This window comes from Streptococcus suis, from assembly GCF_002960625.1.
Lineage (GTDB): Bacteria > Bacillota > Bacilli > Lactobacillales > Streptococcaceae > Streptococcus > Streptococcus suis_T.
On the sequence record NZ_POJH01000023.1, the window covers coordinates 1 to 24,898 of the forward strand.

A 24,898-nucleotide genomic window follows, 5' to 3' on the forward strand; every position below is an offset into this window, starting at 1 on the left:
CGTCAAAAAGCCCTACGACTTAACAAGACACCTCTACTTTATCATAAAGAAAAAGTAGTGAGTACTTTCTCCCGTCGGAGATTTCCTCACTACTAATCTTAGTATGTTTTTGACCAGTCGAGTTCTTTCCCGCTCCCGCTCACATTTATCTCTAAAACTTATCTTTCGAAATTGATTTTTTTCGCTAACTTATCAATGACTACTGCACCAACCAATAGGGACAGCAATTCTCCACCTGCAGTTGTCAACCAAGTCAAGAAGAATGGCAAATCATACAAGAATTTCAATTCTAGAGCGATTGTAAACATGGTCGCTGCGAAAAAGAATGAGAAATAGAAGAATGCCTTGTTAAACAAGCCTCCGAAGAGATAGTCTTTCTTGTATTTTTCAAAGAGGATCACCCCAAGTGTAACAAAGATAAGGGTTGAAAATCCACCTACAAAGAGGTCAATGACACCAAATCCAATCAAGTTAGAAATCATACAACCGATGGTCACAGCGATGATATACTTACGGTTGTAAAAGGCCAAGAAATTGAGCATTTCTGACAAGCGGAACTGAATGGCTCCGAAGGAAATGGCGTTCAATGGTGGTGTCAGGGTAAGAGCGACATAAATAGCCGCGACAAGTGCAATCTCTGCCAAATCTCTGGCAGTCCATTTAGATGTATTCATGAAAATTCTCCTTTAGCAAAATGCTTGTAATATGCTTGGGTAAAGTGAGCAAGCCCCAAGGGTCGTTGAAAATTCAACAACGTTGTATAGTATAGCATATTTTCCAAAAAAATGATAGACTATTTCTTATGAAAAAACTATTTTATCAACTCATAAACAACGAAGTCATTCTTTATTTGATTGCTGGTGTCGCAGCAACCCTGGTCTATATGGTCACTCGAATGGGACTATTTTTAGTCATCCCTTCCATTCTCCTAGTCACCCTTTTGGCCAATGCAGTTGCCATCCTCTTTGCCTTCTGGACCAACGACCGTTTTGTCTTTAAGCAAGAACTTAATGGCTGGCCTCAGCGACTGGTCAAGTTTGTATCTGCCCGCATCGCAACCTTGGTTATGGATATGGCCCTAGCCTACTTACTGGTTCAAGCCTATCCACAATTGATTGGACAATTTGTCAATCATGACCTGACTCTTGTCAATGCCATTGCCACACTCTTCTCACAAGTATTGGTTATCGTACTCAACTATTTCTTGAGTAAATTGTTTATTTTTAAAGATACGAAATGAGGCTCCGAACGGAACCTCACTTTTTTTACAAATATAGCTTGTTTTTCCAAGTTTATTCTTTATCTATCGGTGTAAATCGGCTTTTTATTCTGTTCAAGATGGAAACAATATCCCCATCTCTTGCATGAAATTCTTCCACTTGCATACTTTGAACGCTGGCATTGATAACCGCTCCAACAATCAGGACTTGCGCCATAAATATAAACCAGAGCATGAAGACTAGGAAGATAACGGCTGTAACCATACGAAAATCCAACAAGCGATTGGCATAATTATCCACATAGATAGTGAAAAGCTTGCCAACCGATGTCATAACCAAAAGAACAAAGCTTGTTCCAGGCAGAATATAGCGGATTTTCTGAATACGAATATTGGGTAAGAAAAAATAAAGCATGATCAAGCCTGTAAATAAGGCGATTAGACCCACTAATTGCGTCTGACTAAGCAGACCTTTTAGCCACTGGTTATCCAGCGGAAAAAGTTGACTAAGGTAAGAAATAATGACCTGACCAAAAGTCAGGAGGGTCATACTCAGCAGAATAATGACTTGTAAACCAATTCCTAAAAATATGCCTATCAAATGCCCGACAATAAAATCTCGATGCTCAGTGATACCATAGGCCTTGTTGACGGCCTTTTGCAAGATGGTCATACTGCGCGACAGGGTCCACAGGGTCGTCGCAATCGAAATTCCTAACCAAGACGACGACGGCTTGGTCAAAATAGAGGTGATAAAGTCCGATACTGAAGGATAGAGCCTGTCAGGTACAAATTCAGCCACAACCGACAAAACCAAGTCAATGTCGAATGGAAAATACGGAAGTAGATTGGCCAAGGTTAACAAGATCGGAAAAATACCGATTAGCAAATAGTAGGCCACCGCCACACTGGTCACATCAATATCCGCATTCCGATAAAAAGAAAAGAAGGTCGAGCAGAATGTTTTCAAACCTTCAACAATTTTGGTTTTCTTCATTCCCTCTCCTTCTCTCTAGCTATTTTAATAGGTTCCCTCTTCACCTTGACTTGTCAAAATGACCGGACCATCTTTGGTAATGACAAATTGATGTTCATATTGGCAAGATAGACCACCATCAAGTGTCTTATGAGCCCAGCCAGTCTTCATATCCGTGTCAATTTCCCAGGTACCAGTGTTAATCATAGGCTCGATAGTCAAGACCATTCCTTCACGCAAGCGAAGTCCGCGACCTTTTGTTCCATAGTGGGGAACCATTGGCTCTTCGTGGAAGGTTGGACCCACACCGTGACCCACCAAGTCACGAACAACACCATAGCCAAGCCCCTCAGCATATTCTTGAATAGCAGCACCGATATCTCCGATACGATTGCCAACAACCGCTTGCTCGATACCACGATACAAACATTCCTTGGTCACATCCATCAAGTTTTGCACTTCTTCAGACACCTGACCAACTGCGTAAGCCCAACAAGAATCCGCACAACCACCACGATAAGACTGGGTGATTTTCTTCATAGCCTTGACATCATTGAAGTTTAGCTTAGACACGTCAACAACTGATTTGTCCAGGGGCTCACTGAGTACCATATCAACCTTGAGCAAATCGCCTTCTTTCAGCTTATAATGGCGTGGAAAGGCATGGGCTACTTCATCATTGAGCCCGCAGCAAGTTGCATAAGGATAATCCATCAACTCACCATCAACACCAATTTGAAGGGGCAAGACATTTTTCTCCTTGCAGGTTTTACGGACATATTCTTCCACTTCCCACATATCCACGCCTGGTTTGATAATCTCACGCAAACCGATATGGACACCTGCTAGCACATCGCCAGCACGGTTCATGGCATCAATTTCTCTTTGTGATTTAATGGTAATCATTCATTTTCTCCTACATTTCTCATCTAAAATCAGCCCTTTTCAAGCTAAATCTTAGGTATTTTCTCATTTTATGGCTGTAGCGGTCACTGCCACGATATTGCTCCACTTGCACAAAACCTGTTTTTTGGGCAACCATCTGACTGGCCCGATTTTCCTCATGGGTGATGATGGTCAATTCCTTTAACCCGATTTCATAAAAGGTCAGAAAAACCAGATTTTTCACCGCTTCCGTCATCAGCCCTTGACCCCAGTAGTCTTTTTTTAGGAAATAGCTGAGCTCCGCAGTAAGTTGACCTTCATCGATTTTTTCAAAACAAAGCGCACCAATCATCCGCCCTGAAACCTTGTCAATCAAGGCCCAATTTCCCAAAGGACTACGCATAAATTTCTCAACCATGGTCGCAAGAGCCAGGTTCTTATCTTTCAAGGCTGGAAAGATAAAAGGAAGATTTTCAGGATGTGCAACAATCGCATAGAAATCATTCCCATCTTCATAAGAAAAGGGCCTCAAAATCAATCGTTCTGTTTCAAAGCAAGCACATTTAGCCAGACTTGTCCAAATTGTCATAGTGTACCCAAGGGGCTGAGAAATTCTCCCAGCCCCAGTTTGTTTGATTAAGTAAAAATTGTATTTGAGGGCCGTCCTAGTCCTCAATCAACTGAATGTCAGCCCCAAGCTCAGTCAATTTCTCAATAATGTTTGAGTAGCCACGCAAGATAAACTCAATATTGGTAATTTCCGTGCGACCTTGAGCCATCAAACCTGCAATAACCATGGCAGCACCAGCCCGCAAGTCTGTCGCCTTAACTGATGCACCAGTCAACTGATTTGGACCTTCAAAGGCAATGTAGTTGCCACGTGTTGAAATGTTTGCACCCATATTGGCCAATTCCTGCACATGACCAACACGTTTTTCATAAATGGTATCGATAATTTTTCCAGTTCCCTCTGCTGTCAAAAGGAGCGGAGTAATTGGCTGTTGCAAATCTGTCGCAAAACCTGGATATGGAGAGGTTTTGATGCTCACAGCCTTCAATTTTTCTTGTTTTTCAACAAAGATACTGTCTTCAGAAACGGTCATGCGAACGCCCATTTCTTCCAACTTAGCGATAAAGCTTTCCAGGTGTTCATAAAGGACATTATCAATGCGGATACCTTCACCTACTGCGGCAGCAAGCGCAATATAGGTTCCAGCTTCAATCCGGTCTGGAATCACTTGGTGACGGGTTCCATGAAGGCTATCGACACCGTCGATAGTGATAATATCTGTACCAGCACCACGAATATGGGCACCCATGTTATTCAGAAGTGTTGCAACGTCAATGATTTCAGGCTCACGAGCTGCGTTTTCAATGACTGTACGACCCTCAGCTTTAACAGCAGCCAAAATCGTATTGATGGTTGCCCCAACGCTGACCACATCCATGAAGATATGAGCTCCTTGGATACGTTGACCATTGGTCGCCAAACGCATATAGTCACCTTCATAGGTCGTTTCAGCACCCATAGCCGCAAAAGCCTTCAAGTGCAAGTCAATGGGACGTGGACCCAAATCACAGCCACCAGGCAAGCCCACAACTGCTTGACCGAAGCGACCAAGGAGGGAACCGTAGAAATAGTAAGAAGCTCGCAAGCTATTGATTTTACCAAATGGCATAGGCATATCTTGTACACCACGAGGATCAATTTCAAGCGTTTCCCCATCACGCTTAACAGTCGCCCCCATAGTTTCCATAATATCAATTAAACTATCAACATCTGAAATTGCTGGAACACCGTCTAGTGTGACAACACCGTCCGCCAAAATGATAGCCGGAATTAAGGCCACAACTGAGTTTTTGGCACCGCTAACGGTTACAGCTCCTTTCAGTGTCTTTCCACCATTGATAACAATCTTTCTCATACTAACTAATCACTTTCTCTTATTAACCTCATTAGAGTGGGGAATTACCATTTCCGAAAAGTCAATACCAAGTATTGAACCATTGCTTTTGACAAGTAGTACACCCATCCCTAATTGATTGCCTTAAAAAAGGCATACGTTTTATTCTACCACAAGGCAAGATAAAAAGCTAGATATTTGATACATAAAAGAAAGACGAGGCTGGGCTCAAGCCCAACCTCGCTTCTCAGGGTTCGTGTCAACATCTCAGCGCAGTGGTTGATTGGCAGATTTGTTCGTGTTTTGCACTCCAAATCTGACCATTACGACTGTTGCGAACAAAGTTCGCTCTATCTCCGACCTCCAAAGGTTCCCCAAACCTTTGGAGCTATGCGGGGGTGGGAGTGGAACAGTCTGGGAATAGACTGTTTCAGCTCAACAACTGGAAATACGGACTTGTTGACGAACTCTTTGAGATTAGTAGAGTTCTTTCCCGCTCCCATCCTAAAAATCATCTATTTCTATCACTCATTTACAGCAGACTTTAATGCTTCTACCTTATCCAAGCGTTCCCATGGCAAGTCAATATCTGTCCGACCCATGTGACCATAGGCTGCCGTTTGCTTATAAATCGGACGTTTGAGGTCTAGCATTTGAATAATACCTGCTGGACGTAAGTCGAAAATCTGACGAACAGCTGCTTCTAACTTGCTCTCTGCTACTGTGCTCGTACCAAAAGTATCGATACGGACAGAAACTGGGTGGGCAACACCGATGGCATAAGCCAGCTGAACTTCCGCCCGCTTAGCCAAACCAGCTCCTACGATATTTTTAGCGATATAGCGTGCTGCATAGGAAGCTGAACGGTCCACTTTGGTCGCATCCTTACCAGAGAAGGCACCGCCACCATGACGAGAGTAGCCACCGTAGGTATCCACGATGATTTTACGACCAGTCAAACCAGAGTCCCCTTGAGGTCCACCAATGACAAAGCGACCAGTTGGGTTGATAAAATAGTTGGTTTGTTCATCCAGGTATTGAGCTGGAATAATGTCCTTAATGACACGCTCAATGACATCTTGACGAATTTGTTCTTGACTGACTTCCGGATCATGCTGGGTTGAGATAACGACTGTATCCACACGAACAGGTTGATTGTTTTCATCATACTCAACTGTTACCTGTGACTTAGCATCTGGACGCAGATAAGCAATTTCACCAGATTTTCGTAATTCTGCCAAACGGCGCACCAATTTGTGACTTAGTGAAATGGGCAATGGCATGAGTTCAGGTGTTTCATCCACTGCAAAACCAAACATGAGCCCCTGGTCACCTGCCCCAATCAAATCCAATGGATCTTGACTAGCATCTTGGCGTGCCTCCAAGGCTTCATTGACGCCTTGGGCAATATCTGGTGACTGCTCCACAAGCGACGGGTGAACCCCAACCGACTCCGCAGCAAAACCATACTCACCCTTGGTATAGCCAATCTCAGCAATGGTATCCCGTACCACACGGTTAATATCTACATAGGCAGTGGTTGAAATCTCACCAAAGACATGAACACTACCTGTGTAAACAGCCGTTTCCGCCGCTACGTGCGCATCTGGATCCTCTGCTAAAATAGCATCCAAAATAGCATCTGAAATCTGGTCAGCAATCTTGTCCGGATGTCCTTCCGATACTGACTCAGACGTAAACAACTTACGTTCTGACATAAAAATGTCCCCCTTAAAATAAATTGTTACTAAGGTTACAAAGAACTAGTCGAAGACTAGTTCTTTGCGAAAGACACCTGTCTTGAGCAAAGGGAAAATCCTATTTGCGAAAGACGCCTGTCTTGAGCAAAGGAAAAATCCTATTTGCGAAAGACACCTGTATTGAGCAAAGGGAAAATCCTATTTGCGAAAGACTTTTGTCTTGTGCAAAGGAAAAATTCCAGATACTCAGCGAGAAAGACAATACCAGACTATATGAGAGTAGCCTAGCTTGGAAGAAAATGGTTACTGAAGTGTAGTAGAGTTTTTGCGCTTACTATTCACTGTTACCAATTACTTTAATTGTTTTTCAAATGTTTCTGCAAATATTAACTAGTCTATAAACTACCTTTTCGGGACCTAATAACGTTTCTAGTATAGCATAGATTAACCGACTATCCTAGTATTTTCTAAAAAATAAAGAGAGGTGTGCAAGACAACCTCCCTTACTAAATAAATTCTGCTTCTGCAATCGCCTTTTTAACAGTTTCCAGTGGTAAATGAACCAGCTCACAGCCCTTTTCCTTGTAGAGATACTGGGCATAGTCGTCCATTCGGTATTCATTGATATAGACGACACGTTGGCAACCAACCTGTAGCAATTGCTTGGAACAATTGAGGCAGGGGAAATGGGTCACATAGGCAGTAAACCCTTTTGGAATTCCTCGCTCTGCTCCTTGTAAAATGGCATTGACTTCCGCATGCAAGGTCCTAGCACAATGACCATCAATCATGAGGCATTCCTGATCCAAACAATGCTCGGTTCCTGAAACAGAACCATTATAGCCCGTCGCAATGACCTTATTATCTTTAACCAAAACCGCACCGACCTTGGCCCGCTTACAAGTTGCCCGATTGGCAATCAAGAGCGCCTGAGCTGCAAAATATTCATCCCAGGCTAAACGATTTGTTGACATGATTTCTCCCTTCCACTCAATCCACCATTCCATAGATCTCTGCTATATCTTGTGCCGTAATGATACCAATAATATCTTCAGGAGAATGAAGCTTCTCATTATTTTGACGAGTGACCAAAACAGTTGTCCGTTTTCTTCCTTCAAAATGATTGATCAGCTGGTAAAGGCTTGTATCAGTTGGCAAAATAAGCACCTGAATACTATCCTCCTCGCAAGCCAAGACATCCGCCAGACTGGCTTTTTCTAATTTTTCACGGATAGAGCCCGTTTCCTTACTAGCCTTGGCCAACCAATTTGCCAATCCCTTATCTGACACCAAACCCTGATAGGATGTGCCTGAAAAGATAGGAAATTTGGAAACATGCTCACGCTCTACGATTTCTAAAGCCCTGGTCAACTTATCCCGACTATCAAACAGAATAGGCTTGAGTTTCTGGGTCTTTTGCAAATAGTCTGCGATAGTAATCGGTTCTTGGTACTGGGCAATAACCTTTTCCAAAACAGAAATTAACTCTTGTGAAGGCTGAGCCACTTCTTTCAAGCCTGTTCGTCTTTCATGGACCACAAGATTGCGTAACTGCCGAGCTACATAGAGATTGTCCCAGTTGGCTTGGACAGGATTGACTGGGCTTAAGTCCTTGGCCTTGGCCAACATGGAACCAACATCCGCATGTTCCCCATCCTCAACTTGACAGACCTTGCGCAAGACCTTATCCAAATCATTAAAGAGTTCTAAAAAACGGTTTTCATTCATCTTAGTCTACCATTGCTGATTTCAAATAAGCATCCACCATTCGCTCAGTCGCAACTACAGAATCCAAGTGGGTCCGCTCGTATGAATGGCTAGACTCAATCCCCGCACCTAGTAGGGCGTGCTTGATATCTGCACCAGCTCGCATAGCCGCTGAAGCATCCGAACCATAATATGGATAAATGTCTAATTTATACGGAATTCCATCCCTCTCCGCCAAGGCTACCAAGTGTTGACGGAGTTCGTAATGATATGGGCCTGAACCATCTTTGACACAGATAGAAACCGTGTACTCATCTGTCTGCTGGTCATCTCCCATTGCCCCCATATCCACCGCCAGATACTCAACCACCTGAGCAGGAATGCTGGAGTTGGCACCGTAGCCTATTTCTTCATTATTGGAAAAATAGAAATGGGTCGTGTAAGGCAGGCTCACTCCTTCTTCCTTATAAACCTTCAAAAGATGGAGCAAGATAGCAGCTGAAACCTTGTCATCAAGGTGACGGCTCTTGATAAAGCCGGTTTCTGTCACAATAGTCCTTGGATCAAAGGAGATAAAATCTCCGACTTCAATCCCTAAGGCCCGCGTCTGATCGGCACTGGTCACTTTTTCATCCAAACGAATTTCCATGTTGGTCTGGTTCCGCTCGGCTGTGCTGGCATCTCGATAGACATGGACAGAGGTCTGGTGCATCAAAATCGTACCCGTAAAGGTCTTGCCATTTTTGGCACAATGGATAAGGCAGTTTTCTCCCTCAATAGAAGGGTAGCCAAATCCCCCTACCAAATCCATTTTAAGTCGGCCGTCTGGCTTGACTGCACGGACCATGGCACCCAAAGTGTCCAGATGAGCAGTCACCATCCGGTGTTCTTGGTCATTTTCTCCAAAAACAGTAACCAAAACGCCACCCTTGGAAGTTTTGACAGCCTCATAGCCGAAACCTTCCACTTCTGTCTTGATGTAGTTCATTATATCCGTCGTAAAGCCTGTTGGCGACGGAGTGTTGGTCAATTTAACGATGTAATCAAGTGTCTTCATGAAAACCTCCTTATTTTAAACTATTATATCATGTTTTAGGACATTTTTTTGCTATAATGAAGACATGAAAACCTACCAGAAGATTTATTTACTATTAAAAGAAAAAGAAGACTATATCAGCGGAGAAGATTTAGCTCAGGAACTGGGCATTTCTCGGACTTCCATCTGGAAAGCCATTCGCCAGTTAGAGGCACATGGTCTGACCATTGAGGCAGCCCGCAACCGTGGCTACAAATTGGCTGAAGGCGACTTACTCCTGCCTGACTTGATTGCTGAGGAAATCCAACTGCCTGTCCATCTCAATGCTGATAGTGACTCGACCCAGCTAGATGCCAAGCAAGGCATTGAAGCCGGTCATAAAAGTCCAGCCCTCTACCTAGCTCCCCATCAAAATAGAGCAAAGGGTCGCTTTGGGCGTCCATTTTATGCTTCCAAGTCAGGCGGTATCTATATGTCCCTCCGCCTTTCTCCAAATGTCCCCTTCCTTGAATTTAAGCCCTACACTATTCTGGCTGCCGCTGCAGTTGTCAAGGCCATTCAGTCCCTCTGCGACCTAGATGTCCAAATCAAGTGGGTCAATGACATTTATCTGGGGCAGAAGAAAGTTGCTGGCATTTTGACCGAAGCCATTTCTTCCATGGAAAACCAACGGGTGACCGATGTCATTATTGGAGTGGGTATCAATGTCCATATCGATGATTTCCCAAAAGAGCTCCAGCAATCCGCTGGAAACCTCTTTGACGACCAGCCACCATTTACCCGCAACCAACTGATTACAGCCATTTGGAAGGCATTTTTTGAAACCGATGAAAAAGAATTGATTGCCCTTTATAAAGAAAAATCACTTGTCGTGGGGCAACAAGTGAGCTTTGTAGAAAATCAGGTTGAATTCAGGGGAACTGCCATTGCCGTCACCGACACAGGCAATCTAGTCATCCAGCTAGATAACGGCAAGGCAAAAATCATCTCCAGCGGAGAAATCAGCCTTACTTCTTGGTCTGCTTCTCCACCAAACGAATAAAGCGGGTCACCTTGTAGGCAAAGTGGAGATTGCGAAAGGCGATAAAGGCAAAAATACCCGCAAGCAAAAAATCCTTGGAGAGAATAGAGATATTCATAAAGTAAACTGCAATAAGTGTCGAAATAGACAAGAAAAGAAATTGTGACATTTTCATAGCTAAATTATACCAAAAAATCAGTCAACTGGCTGATTTTTTATACCCCTTCTTTCTATGTATGCTAGCTAAACAAGAAAGCACCAACTCAGTCGGTGCTTTCTTAAGGAGATTATGAAAAATATTTAGGATTGACTATAGTATACCTTAGTCAAGTACATTCCACATCAGTCCTAAGACCGATATTGCTATCAATCATTTACTATCTCAACGGTGTCTGCTAGAAAGCCAAATTCTTCTGGAACAGGGCTTTCTTCTTTTTCCCTTTCTTGCGTTTTTTGCCCCTTTGCTTTCGCCGAAAATTCAGCTCGGATGCTGACCCAATCTTCCTGAGCAATGGCCAAAATCTGTGGTGAAAAACCTGCGGCCTTGCTGAGAATATTGCCAAACATGGTGTTGAGATTATCACGTTTCATGGTCTGTTCGGCATTGAGTGGGGACTCAAAAGCAAGGATAGCGTGGTTTTCATTGGCGGCTACTGGCTGGGAACCAACAAGCAAGGCACGATCAGCCCCAGATAAGCTCTCAATTATTTCACCCCAGGCATTTTGCAGGCGGGTCAAATTTTCACGCGCCTGAGCTGGATTTTCCATGGCTTCCTGCAAAATAGCATGAACCTTGCTGGTATCCAGTCGGTATTTTTTCGGTGCTTGTGGCTTGCGTGAAACTGGCTTAACAGCACCTGGCTGGCTAGAGAGTTGGCTCAATTGCTTCTGTAAGTCAGCCACTTGTTCTTGTAGTTTACTAATTTGGCTGACCAAATCCGCTGGCAGCTCTGCCATTGCCCCCGAAGGAGAACTATCTTCAGCCAAACGAATGGTCATCATTTCAGCGTAAATCTTGGGTTGGGGACTAGACTTGATATCCGCCAATCCCTTGGTCACCAGCTCAATCATGGTAAAAATTCGATCCTGAGCCAGTGATAGATTGTCCGTAAAACCAGTCGTCAGATGGGTATTCTCACCACCCGTCTGCACAATCAGCAAATCCCGCAGATAATGCAAGAGGTCTGTCGCAAAACGGCTCATACTCTTGCCCTGGTCAAACAAGGTCTGCAGGTGTCCCAGTGCCGACACACTGTCCGCCTGGCGCAGACTTGCTATATAGTCATCTAGAGCGCGCAGGCTAATGGAACCCGTGATTTCCTCGGCAATTTCCAAACTAACCGTCTGGTCAGGACTAAGGCTGAGAGCTTGGTCAAGAATAGACAGGGCATCCCGCATCCCACCTTCTGCCCGACGGGCAATGATGGTCAAAGCCTGCTCGTCAAAAGCCAGACCTTCCTGGCTCAAAATCTTAGCCAAATGGGCCTGAATATCCGTCACCTTGATAGACTTAAACTCAAAGCGTTGCACCCTAGACAAAATGGTCGCAGGAATCTTATGCAACTCCGTCGTGGCTAGGATAAAGACCACATTCTCAGTCGGCTCCTCCAAGGTCTTCAAGAGGGCATTAAAAGCCCCGGTTGACAGCATGTGGACCTCGTCAATGATATAAACCTTGTAGGTGGCAAGACTTGGTGCATAGGTCGATTTGTCCCGAATATCACGGATTTCATCGACACCATTGTTTGACGCAGCATCAATCTCAATCACATCTTCCAGACTACCCTCAGTTATGGCCTGACAGATATAGCAATCGTTACAAGGCTCGCCAGCCACTTGATTGGGACAGTTCATGGCCTTGGCAAAGATTTTAGCTGCCGAAGTCTTCCCCGTACCACGCGGACCTGAAAAGAGATAGGCATGGCTGATTTTCCCCTGCTCAATGGCCTGCTTGAGGGTGGTCGCCACCACCTCCTGCCCCACCATCTCCCCAAAGGTCTGGCTGCGGTACTTCCGATATAAAGCTTGGTACATTAAGATTTTTCTCCAAACATAGCAAAATTCCAGTCCGTTTTCTCTACAAGGAGGGCAACGAACTCTTCTAGATATTCTTGGTCAATGGCATCATAATCAGCCACCAGTCTGGAATCCAAGTCCAGAACGCCCAGCAACTGACCGTTCTTCACCATGGGCACCACGATTTCTGACAGGGCTGCCGCATCGCAGGAAATGTAGTTGTCATGCAGACGAACATCGTCTACGAGAATGGTCTGGCGCTTGGCAGCAGCCTCACCGCAGACACCCTTTCCAAGTGAGATATGGACACAGGAAACGCCACCCTGAAAAGGCCCCAAAATCAATTCCTGACCATCATACAAGTAAAAACCTGTAAAGACAGAATTAGGCAAAGCCTGATTGAGAAGAGCTGAAGCATTTGACAGATTAGCCAGAGCATTGGATTCGCCCATTAAAAGCGCCTCCAATTGAGCCAACAGTAGCTGATAATTTGAAATTTTTTCTTCTTTAGTCATAAAAACATTATAGCATAGAAAGACGGAGCTTGACAGTACCGACTGTTAGAAAACAGCAAAAAACGAGATCTTTCAATCTCGTTTAAAGGGTTCTTGATTAAGATGACTTGCGTGAGCGTCTTTTCACAACTAGACCTGCTAGTCCCAGTAAGCCCAGACCTGTCAGGTGTAGGACGGAGCTGACTTCACCAGTAGCTGGTAAAGTTTTTGCCTGTGACTGACTAGTTGATGCAGGTTTGACAGTTGTCCCTTTAGTCTGCGTGTGGCTACTTGAGCCAGTCTGATTGCTTTGAATAGATGGAGCTACCACTGGCTGCACTGATTGGCTTACGGAGCCTGGTTGAACCTGACTAACAGGCTTGCTAGCCTGATAAACGATACCATAGTGTGAAAAATGACTCACAACAAAGCTAACTTGATTAGCTGCCTTGTCTACAGTAAATGGTAATTCTTCAACAGCTCCTGTACTTGCTAGGAAGTAGATAACCTTTTCAATCTCTTTTCCAGCTGCCACTGGCAAGGTTACGGTAGCTTCTTCAGTGATTTGGACAAACTGACCTCTAGTATCAAGCGTCTTAATATCGTATAAATCAACCTGATGTTCTGCCAAGCCTTGAGGAAGTTTGGCAAATACTGCAGGATCATTTTCCTTCGTAACGGATAGTGAGGCAACCTTACCCATATCTTGACCATGAACTCGTACATTTACAGAAGATGATGCTTCAGTCACATCTTTATATGAATCAAGTGATGCTACCTTACTTGGTTCCTGCTGTACATTTACAATAGGTGTAATTTCTTCTGCTACAGGCTTAGTAGTTTGACTAGTGCTTGTCTGGGCAGGGTTAGTAGAGGTATTGATAGATTGGCCTGCTGATGCAGTCGTCTCAGCTTCTTTCTTAGGCTGCGAATTCGTTTCGCTCGGCGTGGAAGGAGTCGTAGTTGCAGCATCAGAAGTTGGCTTCGCTTCGTTAGGAGTAGTATCTTTCACTTTCTCAGAACTTGAAGCTGGAACAATCGTCGGCCACACTCCTTGTGCCAATGGGATTCTGGTAACAGTATTTTCTGGAATCTGATTTTTAGGATACTGATAACTCAAGGTAAGTTGCCTTCTGTTATTTTGAGAACCATAAAAATCAGATACAACATAGCTCGATAACTGACCATAATTAGAATTGACTAAGAGCTCTGGAGCCACGGAGTTTTTAGAAGGAATAGAATAATAAGTTAGAGCTCTAAATTCTCCATTTATTTCATGTACTACTTTCAATAAATAAGAATGATCAACTGCCGACAATACCTTTCCAGTATAGTCTTTAGGAGGTATAGGAAGCTCATTTCTTTCCTTCCCTTTCCAAGCATAGATAAAAGAATACATCCCTTTTATTTCTGATTTTCCATCATTGGTAAGCGTTTTAGGGGTATTCGGCAACTCCGAATCTAATGAATACAATTCAAAATCTTCATAGACAGGTGGGGCAAGTGTGATACTTTCTCCAAATTTTAAAGTAATTGATTTGTGCTCAATTGGATAGTCACCAACTCCGCCACCCTCATGGAACAACAATCTAGTTATTACATCAAAAGTAACAGACTGATCATCGGATTTCTTTGCTTTTTTTACTAAATATAAGCTCAGAGAATCGCCATCAGTCACCTCCTCATAACTATATTCTAGTTTCTGAGTTTCTGAAGAGAGATGAGTTTCAGGATTGAAACTAAATGTATAGCTATCACCAGGATTTAAATTCACTACCTCTTCTGATAAAACCTGATCGCTATCATCATAGCTTGTAAATCGTACTGTTTTCGTCACGCCCTCTTCTGATTTACTCGCTTTCTTGAACTGGTCGCTGGTATAAGTTGCTCCATCTTCAACTTCATCGTAATGATAAGTTAAATCTTGTCCCTCTTTCAATGAATAATCAATTTCATTAAAATCAAATGTATAGGCCCCATCTGGATAAAGCGTTACCTGTTCAGAGTTGGTGTAGCTTTCGCTACCGTCTTCATTATAAAATTTAACAACAAAAGTAGCAGTTTTAGGTACTTGATGAACTGAAGCATCTGACTCTGACTTGCTATTTCCCTCAGTTTCATTAGCAGTTGTTTCGACGGACTTGCTATCTGACGATGGAGCAATTGGTTTGTCTGTCGGAGTTTCAAGAGATTTTGAAACAGGAACTAAATCTGTCATCGCTTGCTTCAGAATTGGAATAGCATTCTCAACAAATTGATAACCAAATAAATAGGTTGCATTTAACTCATTTAATGTTTGGTGACTATCAACCCCATCTAAGCTCAATGAAGAAAAGGTTAAATCATCATTGTAAGCAGTAGCAATACTTTGTGCTCCAAGATAAATCCGAACATCGCCATCATAGTTCTTATTCCACGATTCTTCCGTATAGTCCGCTGGATTAAGAGCTTTTATCTGACCGACTAGATCACGGTAGCTCTGGATCATGGTCTTTATTTCAGCCTTTCTTGCTTCCAAAGCTGGATCCACCTGCTCATTTGCATATACCTCTGTCGAACCAACTCCCTTAAAATCTACTGGCTCAACCAGTCCACCTAAAACTGCGACCGCAAGCAATCCAATACCTAGTCGAGTCCATTTGTGAACTTGTTTTTGGCTAGAACTTCTTTTGATTTTCATATAAAAACCTCCGTTTTATAATAATACTTCTGTATCAAAAACACTTTCACCAGTATACTAAAAAAAAAAAAAAACTGCGTCAAGCAATTTTGTGCTTTATAGATAAATGTTCGGTTCTTTCAGCTATTTCAAAGGTCTTTTCATGGTTTTCAGAAAAAGAAAAAGGCTTTCGCCTATTTCCAAATCCAAAAGATAATAAGGACATCAATCAAAACACCCACAGCCCAGGCTAATTGAAAATACTTTTTCTGGGTTTTGTGGCGGAAATGGGTTCCACCTGCCCAGGCACCTAGACCACCACCCAAGTAAGCCATAAGTAATAAGTTTTTTTCAGAAATTCGATAGGCATCCTTTCTAGCCTTGCCCTTATCCAGACCATAGGTCAGAAACACGACTATATTCCAGACCATCAAGACCATACTCACCATTTGTTGAATGGACATTGTCTTCTCCTTCTCTCACTTTGCTTTTATAACTCTAACATAATCTATCTTAGAGTACAAGAAAAAACGGCTCAGATGTCCGAACCGTTTATAAACTTGCTAGGGTATCTTCCAACCACTTGAGCTGGGCACGATTGCGCTCAATTGCTCGGGTCAAAATCAAATAATGACCATAGTTGTCTTGAATACTCTCCTTGGTTGAGAATAGCTCAACCTTGCGACTGTCTAGGTGTTTCAAGTGCTTGGTGACTAATTCAATTTGATTCTCCAACAAACCTGGTATCCGTGGATCTTTCTTATCACGGATAAAGAACATCTTAATAGAAAACAAATCCTTTTGTTGAGGAGTTTCATCATTTGGAATGGATAGCCAATCTTCCAAAATCTGACGACCTGTCGCAGTCATAGCATACTGCTTCTCTTTTTCATTGCCAGGGACCGCATGACAGGTAATCAATTCTTCCTTGGTCATGCGTTTTAGCTCTGGATAGACTTGGCTATGAGCTACCTGCCAAAATTCTCCTAAATCGCGTTGAACATAGTCGGTAATCTGCTTACCAGTTACCATCTGACCGCTAGCACCCATTATCCCTAGTATTATATGGGGTAATATTCTCTGCTTGGGCATCTTAACCACGCTCTCTTAATATACTCTCCACCTTGGTGTTGATCAAGTCGATGGCTACAAGATTGCTGACGCCTTCAGGAATGACGATATCTGCATAGCGCTTGGTCGGCTCGATAAACTGGTGATACATAGGTTTCACCACCGTGGTGTACTGTTCAATGATACTATCTAAGCTACGCCCACGTTCTTCCATATCTCTCTTAATACGGCGAATGATGCGAATATCATCGTCAGTATCGACGAAGATTTTAATATCCATCAAATCCCGCAACCGCTTGTCTTCCAATACCAAAATACCTTCCACAATAAATACATCTTGTGGTTCCTGATGATAGGTTTTATCTGAACGGGTGTGCTGAGTGTAATCATATATCGGAATATCCACCGAACGCCCTGCCAACAATTCACCCAGGTGGTAAATCATCAAATCTGTGTCAAAGGCTAGTGGATGGTCATAATTGGTCAATATCCGTTCTTCAAAGGTTAGGTGTGACTGATTCTTATAGTAAGAATCGTGTTCAATCATTGATATGCGAGCATTTGGGAAATTATCCAGAATGGCACGCGACACACTTGTCTTGCCACCCCCAGATCCGCCGGTTACGCCAATAATAATGGGTTTCTGAGTCATCATCATCTCCTTCTATTTTCAATACTATTTTACCATGAAACATGGTATAATGGAAAGGATAACACATAAAGAAATGAGAATTTATGCTAAATTTTGGTATTATTGGTACTTCAGACATCAGTCACAAGTTCATTTCCTCTGCTCATTTGAGTAAATATCTTCAATTATCAGCGATATTTTCAAGAAAACTGGAAACGGCTATGTCATTTTCAACAAATTACGAAAATGTAAAATTATACACAGAATGGATAAAATTCCTTTCTGCACCGATTGACTTGGTCTATATTGCCAGTCCAAACGCCTTGCATTTTGAGCATGCAAAAGCTGTTCTCATGGCCGGCAAACACGCTATCGTTGAAAAGCCTATGGTGTCCACACCTCAAGAATTGGCCCAGCTTCGTCAAATTGCCCAGGAAAATGGTGTCTTCCTATTTGAAGCAGCCCGCAATTACCACGAGGAAGCCATCTCTATTATTAAGGACTTCTTGAAGGATAAGACTGTTTGGGGTGCCAACTTCTCCTATGCCAAATATTCTTCTAAAATGCCTGACCTCTTGGCAGGACAGACCCCAAATATCTTTTCAACTGATTTTTCTGGCGGAGCCTTGATGGATCTGGGTGTCTATACCCTCTATACTGCCATTGGCCTCTTTGGTAGACCAAATGCGGCCCGATACGCTGCCCACCAGCTCCCTTCATCCATTGATTTGAATGGGACTGGGCAGCTGATTTATGATGATTTTCTAGTAAGCATTCAGGCTGGAAAGAATATCACTAGCAATCTACCGAGTGAAATTTATACCAGTGAAGGCACCCTCACCCTCAACGCCTGCCAACATATCAGCTCTGCTATTTTTACCAAACATGACGGTAGCCAAATTGTCCTCCCTATCCAAGCGCAGGAAGATCCTATGCTGGAGGAGGTACGAGCCATTGCCCAGGTCATCCAGCAGAACAATCATGAGCTAGCAGAAGAATGGCTGGATGTGGCTGAGGCGGTCCATCAAACTCTTTACACCATGCGCCAAGACGCAGGAATAACTTTTAAGGCGGATACCCATGAAAACTAATTTCCCAACCAGCTGGACTGACCAGCTGACTCAACTTGGCTTTGAGGATTTTACGCCCATCCAAGTCCAAGCCTTCCAGCCAATCAGAACTGGCAGATCTCTCCTTGCCATCAGCCCAACAGGTACGGGTAAGACCCTTGCCTACCTCTGGCCTAGCTTGCTGGCTTTGACACCTAAAAAGGCCCAACAATTACTGATCCTGGCTCCCAATACCGAGTTGGCTGGTCAAATCTTTGACGTCTGCAAAACCTGGTCAGAGGCTATTGGTCTTAACGCCCAACTCTTCCTTTCAGGTTCTAGTCAGAAACGGCAGATTGAGCGACTAAAAAAAGGACCGGAGATCTTGATTGGAACTCCTGGTCGCATTTTTGAGTTGATAAAATTGAAAAAAATCAAGATGATGAATGTCAATACCATTGTCTTAGATGAATTTGACCAACTCTTCTCTGATTCTCAATATCATTTTGTGGAAAAGATTATTAGCTATGTGCCACGTGACCACCAATTGATTTACATGAGTGCGACAGCTAAGTTTGACCGTCAAAAGATTGCTCAAGATATTGAAAGTATCGACTTATCTGAACAGAAATTGGACAATATCCAGCATTGCTATATGATGGTAGACAAGCGTGACCGTTTGGAAGCTTTGCGAAAATTTGCCAATATTCCAGACTTTCGTGCTCTGGCCTTCTTCAATAGCCTGTCAGACCTTGGCGCCAGCGAAGATAAGTTACTCTACAACGGTGTCAATGCCGTTTCCCTGGCCTCTGATGTCAATGTAAAATTCCGTAAGGTCATCATTGAACGCTTCAAAAAACACGAACTCAATCTCTTGCTGGCTACAGATATGGTGGCTCGTGGGATTGATATTGATAATTTGGAATGCGTCCTTAACTTTGAAGTTCCCTTTGATCAGGAAGCCTACACCCACAGGGCTGGACGAACTGGGCGCATGGGCAAGGATGGATTGGTCATTACCTTGGTATCTAGCCCAAGTGAAGTCAAGCAATTAAAAAAATACGCTGCTGTCCAAGAAGTCATCTTGAAGAACCAAGAATTATATAAAGTATAGAGAAAAGGAGGTCGAAACCTCCTTTTTAATGTTGTGCCGGACCATTGGCTTCCTGGTCATAGTAAATGTGTTGAGGGTTTAGATTTGGTCCCAATAATTCTGTTGTCGTTACTAGATTGTAGCCTTCAGATGTGAGCAACTGTAAGACAGGTTCCAAGCTATCCACTGTTGGTTGATGAATGTCATGCATGAGAATGATACAACCTGGGCAAGCCTGCTGCTTCACTCTTTCAAAAATGATATGACTATCCCGATTCAACCAGTCCTCCGTATCCACATTCCAGTAGATTGATGGAAGCCCCATGGCATCTACCACCGCCTGATTAACTGCTCCAAATGGCGGACGCATCATGGTTGGCCGCTTGCCGATAGCTTTTTCAACGATAGCCTGTGTCAACTCAATTTCTTGTTTAACTTGCTCAGTAGAAAGATGGGTCAAATTCGGATGACTCCAAGTATGGTTGGCGACTTCATGCCCTTCCGCTACCATACGCTGGAGGATAGCTTCATTTCCTTCTACGACACTTCCCAAGACAAAGAAGGTTGCCTTAGCATTGTATTTCTTTAAGAGGTCCAAAATAACCGGTGTCGTTGCAGGATTTGGCCCATCATCAAAGGTCAAGGCAATTTGACGAAGGGCTTTTTTATCCACTTGGTTTTGAGCAAGATACTGATCATAACTGGCCTTATCAACATCTGCCAGATAATCCCCCTTCATGATCGGGAAGAAATCTGAAATAGTTAGTTCCAGACTAGCTGTCTTAAAGACTTCCTCAGACAATGCCAGAACCAATTGACTATTAGCATAACTAAAAACGACTGTTTCCAAGTCTAAATTTTGAAACTCTGCAATAATCCTTGCTTTTTCTGCCTCATCCAAGCCTTGACTGGTCAATTTTTCCTGCAACTTATTGACCATGATGGTCTTAGCAGCATTCAAGTCTAGAAACATATCTCCCAAGGTGAAGAGTTGCTGATCTTCTGTCAACAGGACACGCTCTGGGGTAACTTCTTCCTCTTTTTTCACTTGTAAGGGTTGGACAGCATACTGCTCACTATGGATCTCATGAGCCCGAACCTTCTTAAAATTGGTCTGTCCCTCCTTGGCATGAACCACAAGGACATTTTTTATCTTGCCTGATGGCTTCTTATAGCCTAACTTATGACGGATATGTCCCACAATTTTTTGTTCTAGTTGGGTAATTCTCTGACCAGACGGGTCTTTGGGTATGGTCGCAACCACATGAGTAGAACCGATATTCCCCTCTTCTAAATCCGATGCTTGTCCTTTCAGTACCAATTCTTCTTTTTCTTTAATAAAATGCGTTAATTGCCAATCTTGGAAGTTGCGGTATAGATAAATACTTGCAACCACCATCATGGCTACTAGAAATGCATTCAAGAGAAGCCAAAACAACTTTTTCATTTTGTATTTATTCCTTTTCATATTCACCTTATACTATAATATAGGTTTATTCTCTTTCTGTCAAGCATATCAAAAATTGTTCACCCCTCAAAACGAACATTCTTCCTGTTCATAGAAAAAATAAAGACTACCGAGGCAATCTTTTAAGCTTAGTTAGCACGGATGACTTCTACACGGTAGCCATCTGGATCTGTCACAAAATAGTAGCGACCTGGACTACCTGGCAAGCCCTTAATGTCTGTCGTTGGATAGCCCAGCTCCTTATGCTTGGCATTATCCCCCTCCAAATCGTCTGAGGAAAGGGCCAGGTGTGAGAAACCATCTCCTACAATATAAGGACCGTGATCATAGTTATAGGTCAACTCAATCTCAAAGTCATCACCATCAAGTGCCAAGTAGACTAAGGTAAACTTGTGCTCTGGGTAATCTTTTCGACGAGTTTCCTTAAAACCGAATGCTTCTTCGTAAAATTTCTGAGATGCTTCTAAGTTTTCAACACGCAAGCAAGCGTGCAACATTTTTTTACTAGCCATCATAAACTCCTTTTGTCTATTAATAGTCTAAGTATATCATATTCTCAGTAAAAAACTTCTACTCAGTACACAAAAACACCTGAGCAAGCTCAGGTGTCAATGAATTATGCTTCCAAGTAGTACTCTTTCACAATGTTCAAGTTTTCATCCAATTCGAAAACAAGTGGTGGGAAGTTTGGAATTTCCACATCCATGATTTCATCATCAGACAAGCCTTTGATGTGTTTTACAAGGGCACGGATTGAGTTACCATGTGCACCTACGAATACGTTTTTACCATCTTTCAAAGCTGGAGCAATCTTGTCTTCCCAGAATGGAAGTGCGCGCTCAAGCGTTACTTTCAAGTTTTCTGCATCTGGGATAACAGAACCGTCAAGGTGAGCGTAACGACGATCAGTGTGCGCTGAATGCTCATGATCCTTAGCCATTTCTGGTGGCAAAGTATCATAAGAACGACGCCAGATATGAACTTGATCATCACCAAATTCTGCTGCTGCTTCAGCCTTGTTCAAGCCAGTCAAACCGCCGTAGTGACGCTCGTTCAAACGCCATGATTTTTCAACTGGTACCCACAATTGATCTGCAGCTTCAAGAGCCAAGTTTGTTGTCTTGATAGCGCGTTTCAATACTGATGTAAAAGCAAGGTCAAAATCAATACCTGCTTCTTTGATCAACTTACCAGCATCGATTGCTTGTTGAGTACCTTTTTCAGACAAATCAACATCAGCCCAACCAGTGAAAAGGTTAGCTTTGTTCCATTCAGACTCACCATGGCGAGCAAAAACCAATTTTACCATTTATGGATTCTCCTTTATATTTTGAGGTTTCCCTCTTATACTTCTCTATTTTACACGAAAATGTAAAAAAATGCTAGCTTTTCCACAATCTGTTTACGCTTTCATTCACTTTCATGTAAATTCAGTCTGTAGACCTATCTTTCTTCTTATGAAAATAAATAAAATCATGGTATAATGGTTGGGCTGAACACGACAGTTCAAAACGATACCATATAGGAGTTATCATGCAAAAAGTAGCTATCGTGTCTGCCTACCGTTCTGCCATTGGCAGTTTCGGAGGTAGTCTAAAAGATATAAACATCGCTGATTTGGGGGCCCAGGTCCTTGAAGCAGCCCTACAAAATAAACACATCCCAGCTGACCTTATCGACGAGGTAATCTTTGGTAATGTCCTTTCAGCTGGCCACGGACAAAATATTGCCCGCCAGATTGCTCTCAAGGCTGGACTTCCAGAAACCACCTCTGCCTACTGTGTCAATAAGGTTTGTGGCTCTGGGCTAAAATCAGTCCTCCTGGCCGCCCAATCCATCCTACTAGGCGACAACGATGTAGTTGTTGCCGGAGGTATTGAAATCATGAGCCAGGCTGCCTACCTATCCAAATCCAGCCGATTTGGTAGCAAATTTGGTCATATTACTCTAGAAGATTCCATGCTGACAGACGGTCTGACAGACGCCTTCAATGACTACCACATGGGTATTACGGCGGAAAATGTTGCCGAACGCTACCAAATCAGTCGTGAAGCGCAAGATGCCTTTACCTACGCTAGTCAAGAAAAGGCTGCCAAAGCTATTACGGAAGGTCGCTTCGCAGATGAGATTATTCCTATTAAGCTTCAAAGTAGAAAAGGTGAAAGTATCTTTGACCAAGATGAATATCCTCGTCTGACCCCACTTGATAAATTAGCAACACTTCGACCTGCCTTCAAAAAAGACGGTACGGTCACAGCTGCCAATGCCTCAGGTATCAATGATGGCTGCGCAGTCCTTGTGCTCATGTCTGAGGATAAAGCTAAGGAACTTAATCTCACACCACTTGCCTATATCGAAAGCTATGCTACAAGTGGTCTAGACCCTGCCCTCATGGGCATGGGGCCAGTAACTGCGAGCAAAAAAGCTCTTGAAAAAATCGGTAAAACTGTAGAAGATATTGACTTGTTCGAGTTGAACGAAGCCTTCGCAGCCCAGTCCATTCCAGTTGTTGACCAATTAGGAATTGACCCTGCTAAAGTCAATGTCAACGGTGGTGCTATCGCACTTGGTCATCCAATCGGAGCTAGCGGCAGTCGGATTTTGGTGACCCTCATCCACGAACTCATCAAGCAAGACAAAGAACTGGGACTATGTGCCCTCTGTATCGGTGGCGGTCAGGGAATTTCCCTCATCGTATCCAATGCAGAAAAACAGTAAACGATCACTTGTAAACAAAGGATAAATTATGAATATCGGTATTGATAAAATCGGCTTTGCGGCACCCGATTATGTTTTAGATTTGGCTGATTTGGCCCAAGCCCGCAACATTGATCCCAATAAATACAAAGTTGGACTTCTCCAGTCAGAAATGGCTGTCGCACCTGTTACACAAGATATTGTCACTCTTGGCGCCCAGGCTGCCGCAGCTATTTTGACCGAAGAAGATAAGCAAACCATCGACATGGTCATCGTCGGTACAGAATCAAGCGTCGATCAAAGTAAGGCTGCTGCTGTATCCATCCACGGTCTGCTCGGTATCCAGCCCTTCGCTCGTTCCATCGAGATGAAAGAGGCTTGTTATGGAGCTACTGCTGGACTAAGCTTAGCCAAGAGCCACATCGCTCAATTCCCTGAATCAAAAGTCTTGGTGATTGCCAGCGACATTGCCAAGTATGGAGTAGCTTCTGGCGGTGAACCAACTCAGGGTGCTGGAGCTGTTGCCATGCTAGTTACAGCAAATCCACGCATTTTGGTCCTCAACAATGACAATGTCTGCCAGACCCGCGATATCTACGACTTCTGGAGACCAAACTACGACAAATACCCTCGTGTTGACGGTCGCTTTTCTACTGAGCAATACACTGACTGCTTGACCACGACCTTTGCCTACTACCAGAAGAAAACTGGCAAGGCCTTGCAGGATTTTGCAGCCATGTGCTTGCACATTCCTTTCTCTAAGCAAGGGCTCAAAGGTTTGCAAGCCATTGCCAAAGATGAAGAAACCCTCAACCGTTTGACAGAACGTTTCCAAGAAGCTATCGTCTATAACAAGCTTGTCGGCAACATCTATACTGGCTCTATCTTCCTTTCTTTCCTTTCTCTTTTGGAAAATAGCAGAGCGCTCAAGGCAGGGGAGCAAATCCTCTTCTATAGCTATGGTAGCGGTGCTGTCTGTGAAATTTTCAGCGGTCAGCTGGTAGAAGGTTTCCAAAATCAATTAGAAGAAAACCGATTAGAAAACCTCAACCAACGCAAAAAAATCAGTGTTGAAGAATACGAAAATATCTTCTTCCAAGAAATTAACCTGGACGAAACGGGTACGGCTATCGACCTACCCACAGACCCAGCACCATTTGCCCTTATCCAAGTAGATAAGCACAAACGCATCTATCGTAAATAAGCATTTTACCTATCATTCATTGGAATAATGAATGATAGGCTGATCGAATTTCCAGCACACTTTTCACA

Annotated in this window: 25 protein-coding genes and 1 riboswitch; of the genes, 6 read left to right on the plus strand and 19 right to left on the minus strand. The window is 43.3% G+C overall.

The features are described from left to right. Nucleotides 1-158: 158 nt before the first annotated feature. Nucleotides 159-674 carry a QueT transporter family protein gene (locus tag C1G49_RS04125; RefSeq protein WP_105124716.1) on the minus strand — a complete coding sequence of 172 codons (516 nt, stop codon included), beginning with the start codon at nt 672-674 and terminating at the stop codon, nt 159-161. Next, nucleotides 672-773, minus strand: a riboswitch (PreQ1 riboswitch). (Overlaps the previous gene by 3 nt.) A gap of 29 nt (nt 774-802) precedes the next feature. Here C1G49_RS04125 and C1G49_RS04130 point away from each other — a divergent pair. Continuing rightward, nucleotides 803-1,240, plus strand: coding sequence for a GtrA family protein (locus tag C1G49_RS04130; protein ID WP_105124717.1), 438 nt, complete (start codon nt 803-805; stop codon nt 1,238-1,240). Nucleotides 1,241-1,292: 52 nt separating this feature from the next. Here C1G49_RS04130 and C1G49_RS04135 read toward each other — a convergent pair whose 3' ends face one another. The 8 genes from C1G49_RS04135 to C1G49_RS04175 all read right to left on the minus strand — a co-directional run bounded on the left by C1G49_RS04135 (nt 1,293) and on the right by C1G49_RS04175 (nt 9,448). Further along, complete coding sequence (locus C1G49_RS04135; RefSeq protein ID WP_105124718.1) at nt 1,293-2,216, minus strand: YihY/virulence factor BrkB family protein; 924 nt, start codon at nt 2,214-2,216, stop codon at nt 1,293-1,295. A 24-nt stretch (nt 2,217-2,240) separates the two neighbouring features. After that, nucleotides 2,241-3,101: a methionyl aminopeptidase gene (locus tag C1G49_RS04140; RefSeq protein ID WP_105124719.1), complete on the minus strand. Its 861-nt coding sequence runs from the start codon at nt 3,099-3,101 to the stop codon at nt 2,241-2,243. 19 nt (nt 3,102-3,120) lie between these two features. After that, on the minus strand, nt 3,121-3,669 hold the full coding sequence (locus C1G49_RS04145; protein WP_105124720.1) for a GNAT family N-acetyltransferase: 549 nt from the start codon (nt 3,667-3,669) through the stop codon (nt 3,121-3,123). 76 nt (nt 3,670-3,745) lie between these two features. After that, complete coding sequence (locus C1G49_RS04150; RefSeq protein WP_105124721.1) at nt 3,746-5,005, minus strand: UDP-N-acetylglucosamine 1-carboxyvinyltransferase; 1,260 nt, start codon at nt 5,003-5,005, stop codon at nt 3,746-3,748. A gap of 503 nt (nt 5,006-5,508) precedes the next feature. Continuing rightward, entirely contained in the window at nt 5,509-6,702 is a 1,194-nt protein-coding gene (gene metK / locus C1G49_RS04155) for a methionine adenosyltransferase (RefSeq protein WP_105124722.1), read from the minus strand. Nucleotides 6,703-7,190: 488 nt separating this feature from the next. Further along, nucleotides 7,191-7,658 (minus strand): deoxycytidylate deaminase, encoded by a 468-nt coding sequence (locus C1G49_RS04165; protein WP_015647190.1) that lies wholly within the window; start codon nt 7,656-7,658, stop codon nt 7,191-7,193. Nucleotides 7,659-7,674: 16 nt separating this feature from the next. After that, nucleotides 7,675-8,412, minus strand: a complete 738-nt coding sequence (locus C1G49_RS04170) for a CBS domain-containing protein (RefSeq protein ID WP_105124724.1) — start codon at nt 8,410-8,412, stop codon at nt 7,675-7,677. A 1-nt stretch (nt 8,413) separates the two neighbouring features. Further along, complete coding sequence (locus tag C1G49_RS04175; protein WP_105124725.1) at nt 8,414-9,448, minus strand: M42 family metallopeptidase; 1,035 nt, start codon at nt 9,446-9,448, stop codon at nt 8,414-8,416. Nucleotides 9,449-9,512: 64 nt separating this feature from the next. Here C1G49_RS04175 and birA point away from each other — a divergent pair, with 64 nt between their 5' ends. After that, nucleotides 9,513-10,469, plus strand: a complete 957-nt coding sequence (gene birA / locus C1G49_RS04180; protein ID WP_105124726.1) for a bifunctional biotin--[acetyl-CoA-carboxylase] ligase/biotin operon repressor BirA — start codon at nt 9,513-9,515, stop codon at nt 10,467-10,469. Here birA and C1G49_RS04185 read toward each other — a convergent pair. From C1G49_RS04185 to udk, 7 genes are all read right to left on the minus strand, one after another. Further along, complete coding sequence (locus C1G49_RS04185) at nt 10,435-10,617, minus strand: DUF3272 family protein (protein ID WP_238595845.1); 183 nt, start codon at nt 10,615-10,617, stop codon at nt 10,435-10,437. The genes birA and C1G49_RS04185 overlap by 35 nt on opposite strands. 197 nt (nt 10,618-10,814) lie before the next feature. After that, on the minus strand, nt 10,815-12,482 hold the full coding sequence (dnaX, locus tag C1G49_RS04190; RefSeq protein ID WP_105124728.1) for a DNA polymerase III subunit gamma/tau: 1,668 nt from the start codon (nt 12,480-12,482) through the stop codon (nt 10,815-10,817). Beyond that, on the minus strand, nt 12,482-12,979 hold the full coding sequence (locus C1G49_RS04195; RefSeq protein ID WP_105124729.1) for a GAF domain-containing protein: 498 nt from the start codon (nt 12,977-12,979) through the stop codon (nt 12,482-12,484). Before C1G49_RS04195 ends, dnaX begins: the two co-directional genes overlap by 1 nt. Nucleotides 12,980-13,076: 97 nt before the next feature. Further along, entirely contained in the window at nt 13,077-15,638 is a 2,562-nt protein-coding gene (locus C1G49_RS04200) for an LPXTG cell wall anchor domain-containing protein (protein WP_105124730.1), read from the minus strand. A 173-nt stretch (nt 15,639-15,811) separates the two neighbouring features. Beyond that, nucleotides 15,812-16,081 (minus strand): DUF1294 domain-containing protein, encoded by a 270-nt coding sequence (locus tag C1G49_RS04205; RefSeq protein WP_105124731.1) that lies wholly within the window; start codon nt 16,079-16,081, stop codon nt 15,812-15,814. 88 nt (nt 16,082-16,169) lie between these two features. Further along, complete coding sequence (locus C1G49_RS04210; RefSeq protein ID WP_044691056.1) at nt 16,170-16,709, minus strand: PadR family transcriptional regulator; 540 nt, start codon at nt 16,707-16,709, stop codon at nt 16,170-16,172. Nucleotide 16,710: 1 nt separating this feature from the next. Beyond that, nucleotides 16,711-17,340, minus strand: coding sequence for a uridine kinase (gene udk, locus C1G49_RS04215; RefSeq protein ID WP_044775386.1), 630 nt, complete (start codon nt 17,338-17,340; stop codon nt 16,711-16,713). 83 nt (nt 17,341-17,423) lie between these two features. Between udk and C1G49_RS04220 the strand changes: the two genes are divergently transcribed. Together C1G49_RS04220 and C1G49_RS04225 are read left to right on the plus strand one after the other, a co-directional pair. Then, nucleotides 17,424-18,410, plus strand: a complete 987-nt coding sequence (locus tag C1G49_RS04220) for a Gfo/Idh/MocA family protein (RefSeq protein WP_105124732.1) — start codon at nt 17,424-17,426, stop codon at nt 18,408-18,410. After that, nucleotides 18,400-19,482, plus strand: coding sequence for a DEAD/DEAH box helicase (locus tag C1G49_RS04225; protein ID WP_105124733.1), 1,083 nt, complete (start codon nt 18,400-18,402; stop codon nt 19,480-19,482). The genes C1G49_RS04220 and C1G49_RS04225 overlap by 11 nt, the downstream gene beginning before the upstream one ends. A gap of 25 nt (nt 19,483-19,507) precedes the next feature. Here the strand turns inward: C1G49_RS04225 and C1G49_RS04230 are convergent, their stop codons facing one another. The 3 genes from C1G49_RS04230 to C1G49_RS04240 all read right to left on the minus strand — a co-directional run bounded on the left by C1G49_RS04230 (nt 19,508) and on the right by C1G49_RS04240 (nt 22,238). Beyond that, a complete protein-coding gene (locus C1G49_RS04230) occupies nt 19,508-20,908 on the minus strand; it encodes a polysaccharide deacetylase family protein (protein ID WP_105124734.1) in 1,401 nt (466 codons plus the stop codon). A gap of 149 nt (nt 20,909-21,057) precedes the next feature. Continuing rightward, on the minus strand, nt 21,058-21,441 hold the full coding sequence (locus C1G49_RS04235) for a VOC family protein (protein WP_105118140.1): 384 nt from the start codon (nt 21,439-21,441) through the stop codon (nt 21,058-21,060). A 104-nt stretch (nt 21,442-21,545) separates the two neighbouring features. Then, nucleotides 21,546-22,238 carry a phosphoglycerate mutase gene (locus C1G49_RS04240; RefSeq protein ID WP_105118139.1) on the minus strand — a complete coding sequence of 231 codons (693 nt, stop codon included), beginning with the start codon at nt 22,236-22,238 and terminating at the stop codon, nt 21,546-21,548. Nucleotides 22,239-22,462: 224 nt separating this feature from the next. On the opposite strand from C1G49_RS04240, the gene C1G49_RS04245 reads away from it, so the two are divergent. Together C1G49_RS04245 and C1G49_RS04250 are read left to right on the plus strand one after the other, a co-directional pair. Next, on the plus strand, nt 22,463-23,647 hold the full coding sequence (locus C1G49_RS04245) for an acetyl-CoA C-acetyltransferase (protein ID WP_105124735.1): 1,185 nt from the start codon (nt 22,463-22,465) through the stop codon (nt 23,645-23,647). A 28-nt stretch (nt 23,648-23,675) separates the two neighbouring features. Then, nucleotides 23,676-24,830 (plus strand): hydroxymethylglutaryl-CoA synthase, encoded by a 1,155-nt coding sequence (locus C1G49_RS04250; RefSeq protein ID WP_105124736.1) that lies wholly within the window; start codon nt 23,676-23,678, stop codon nt 24,828-24,830. Nucleotides 24,831-24,898 lie beyond the last annotated feature (68 nt).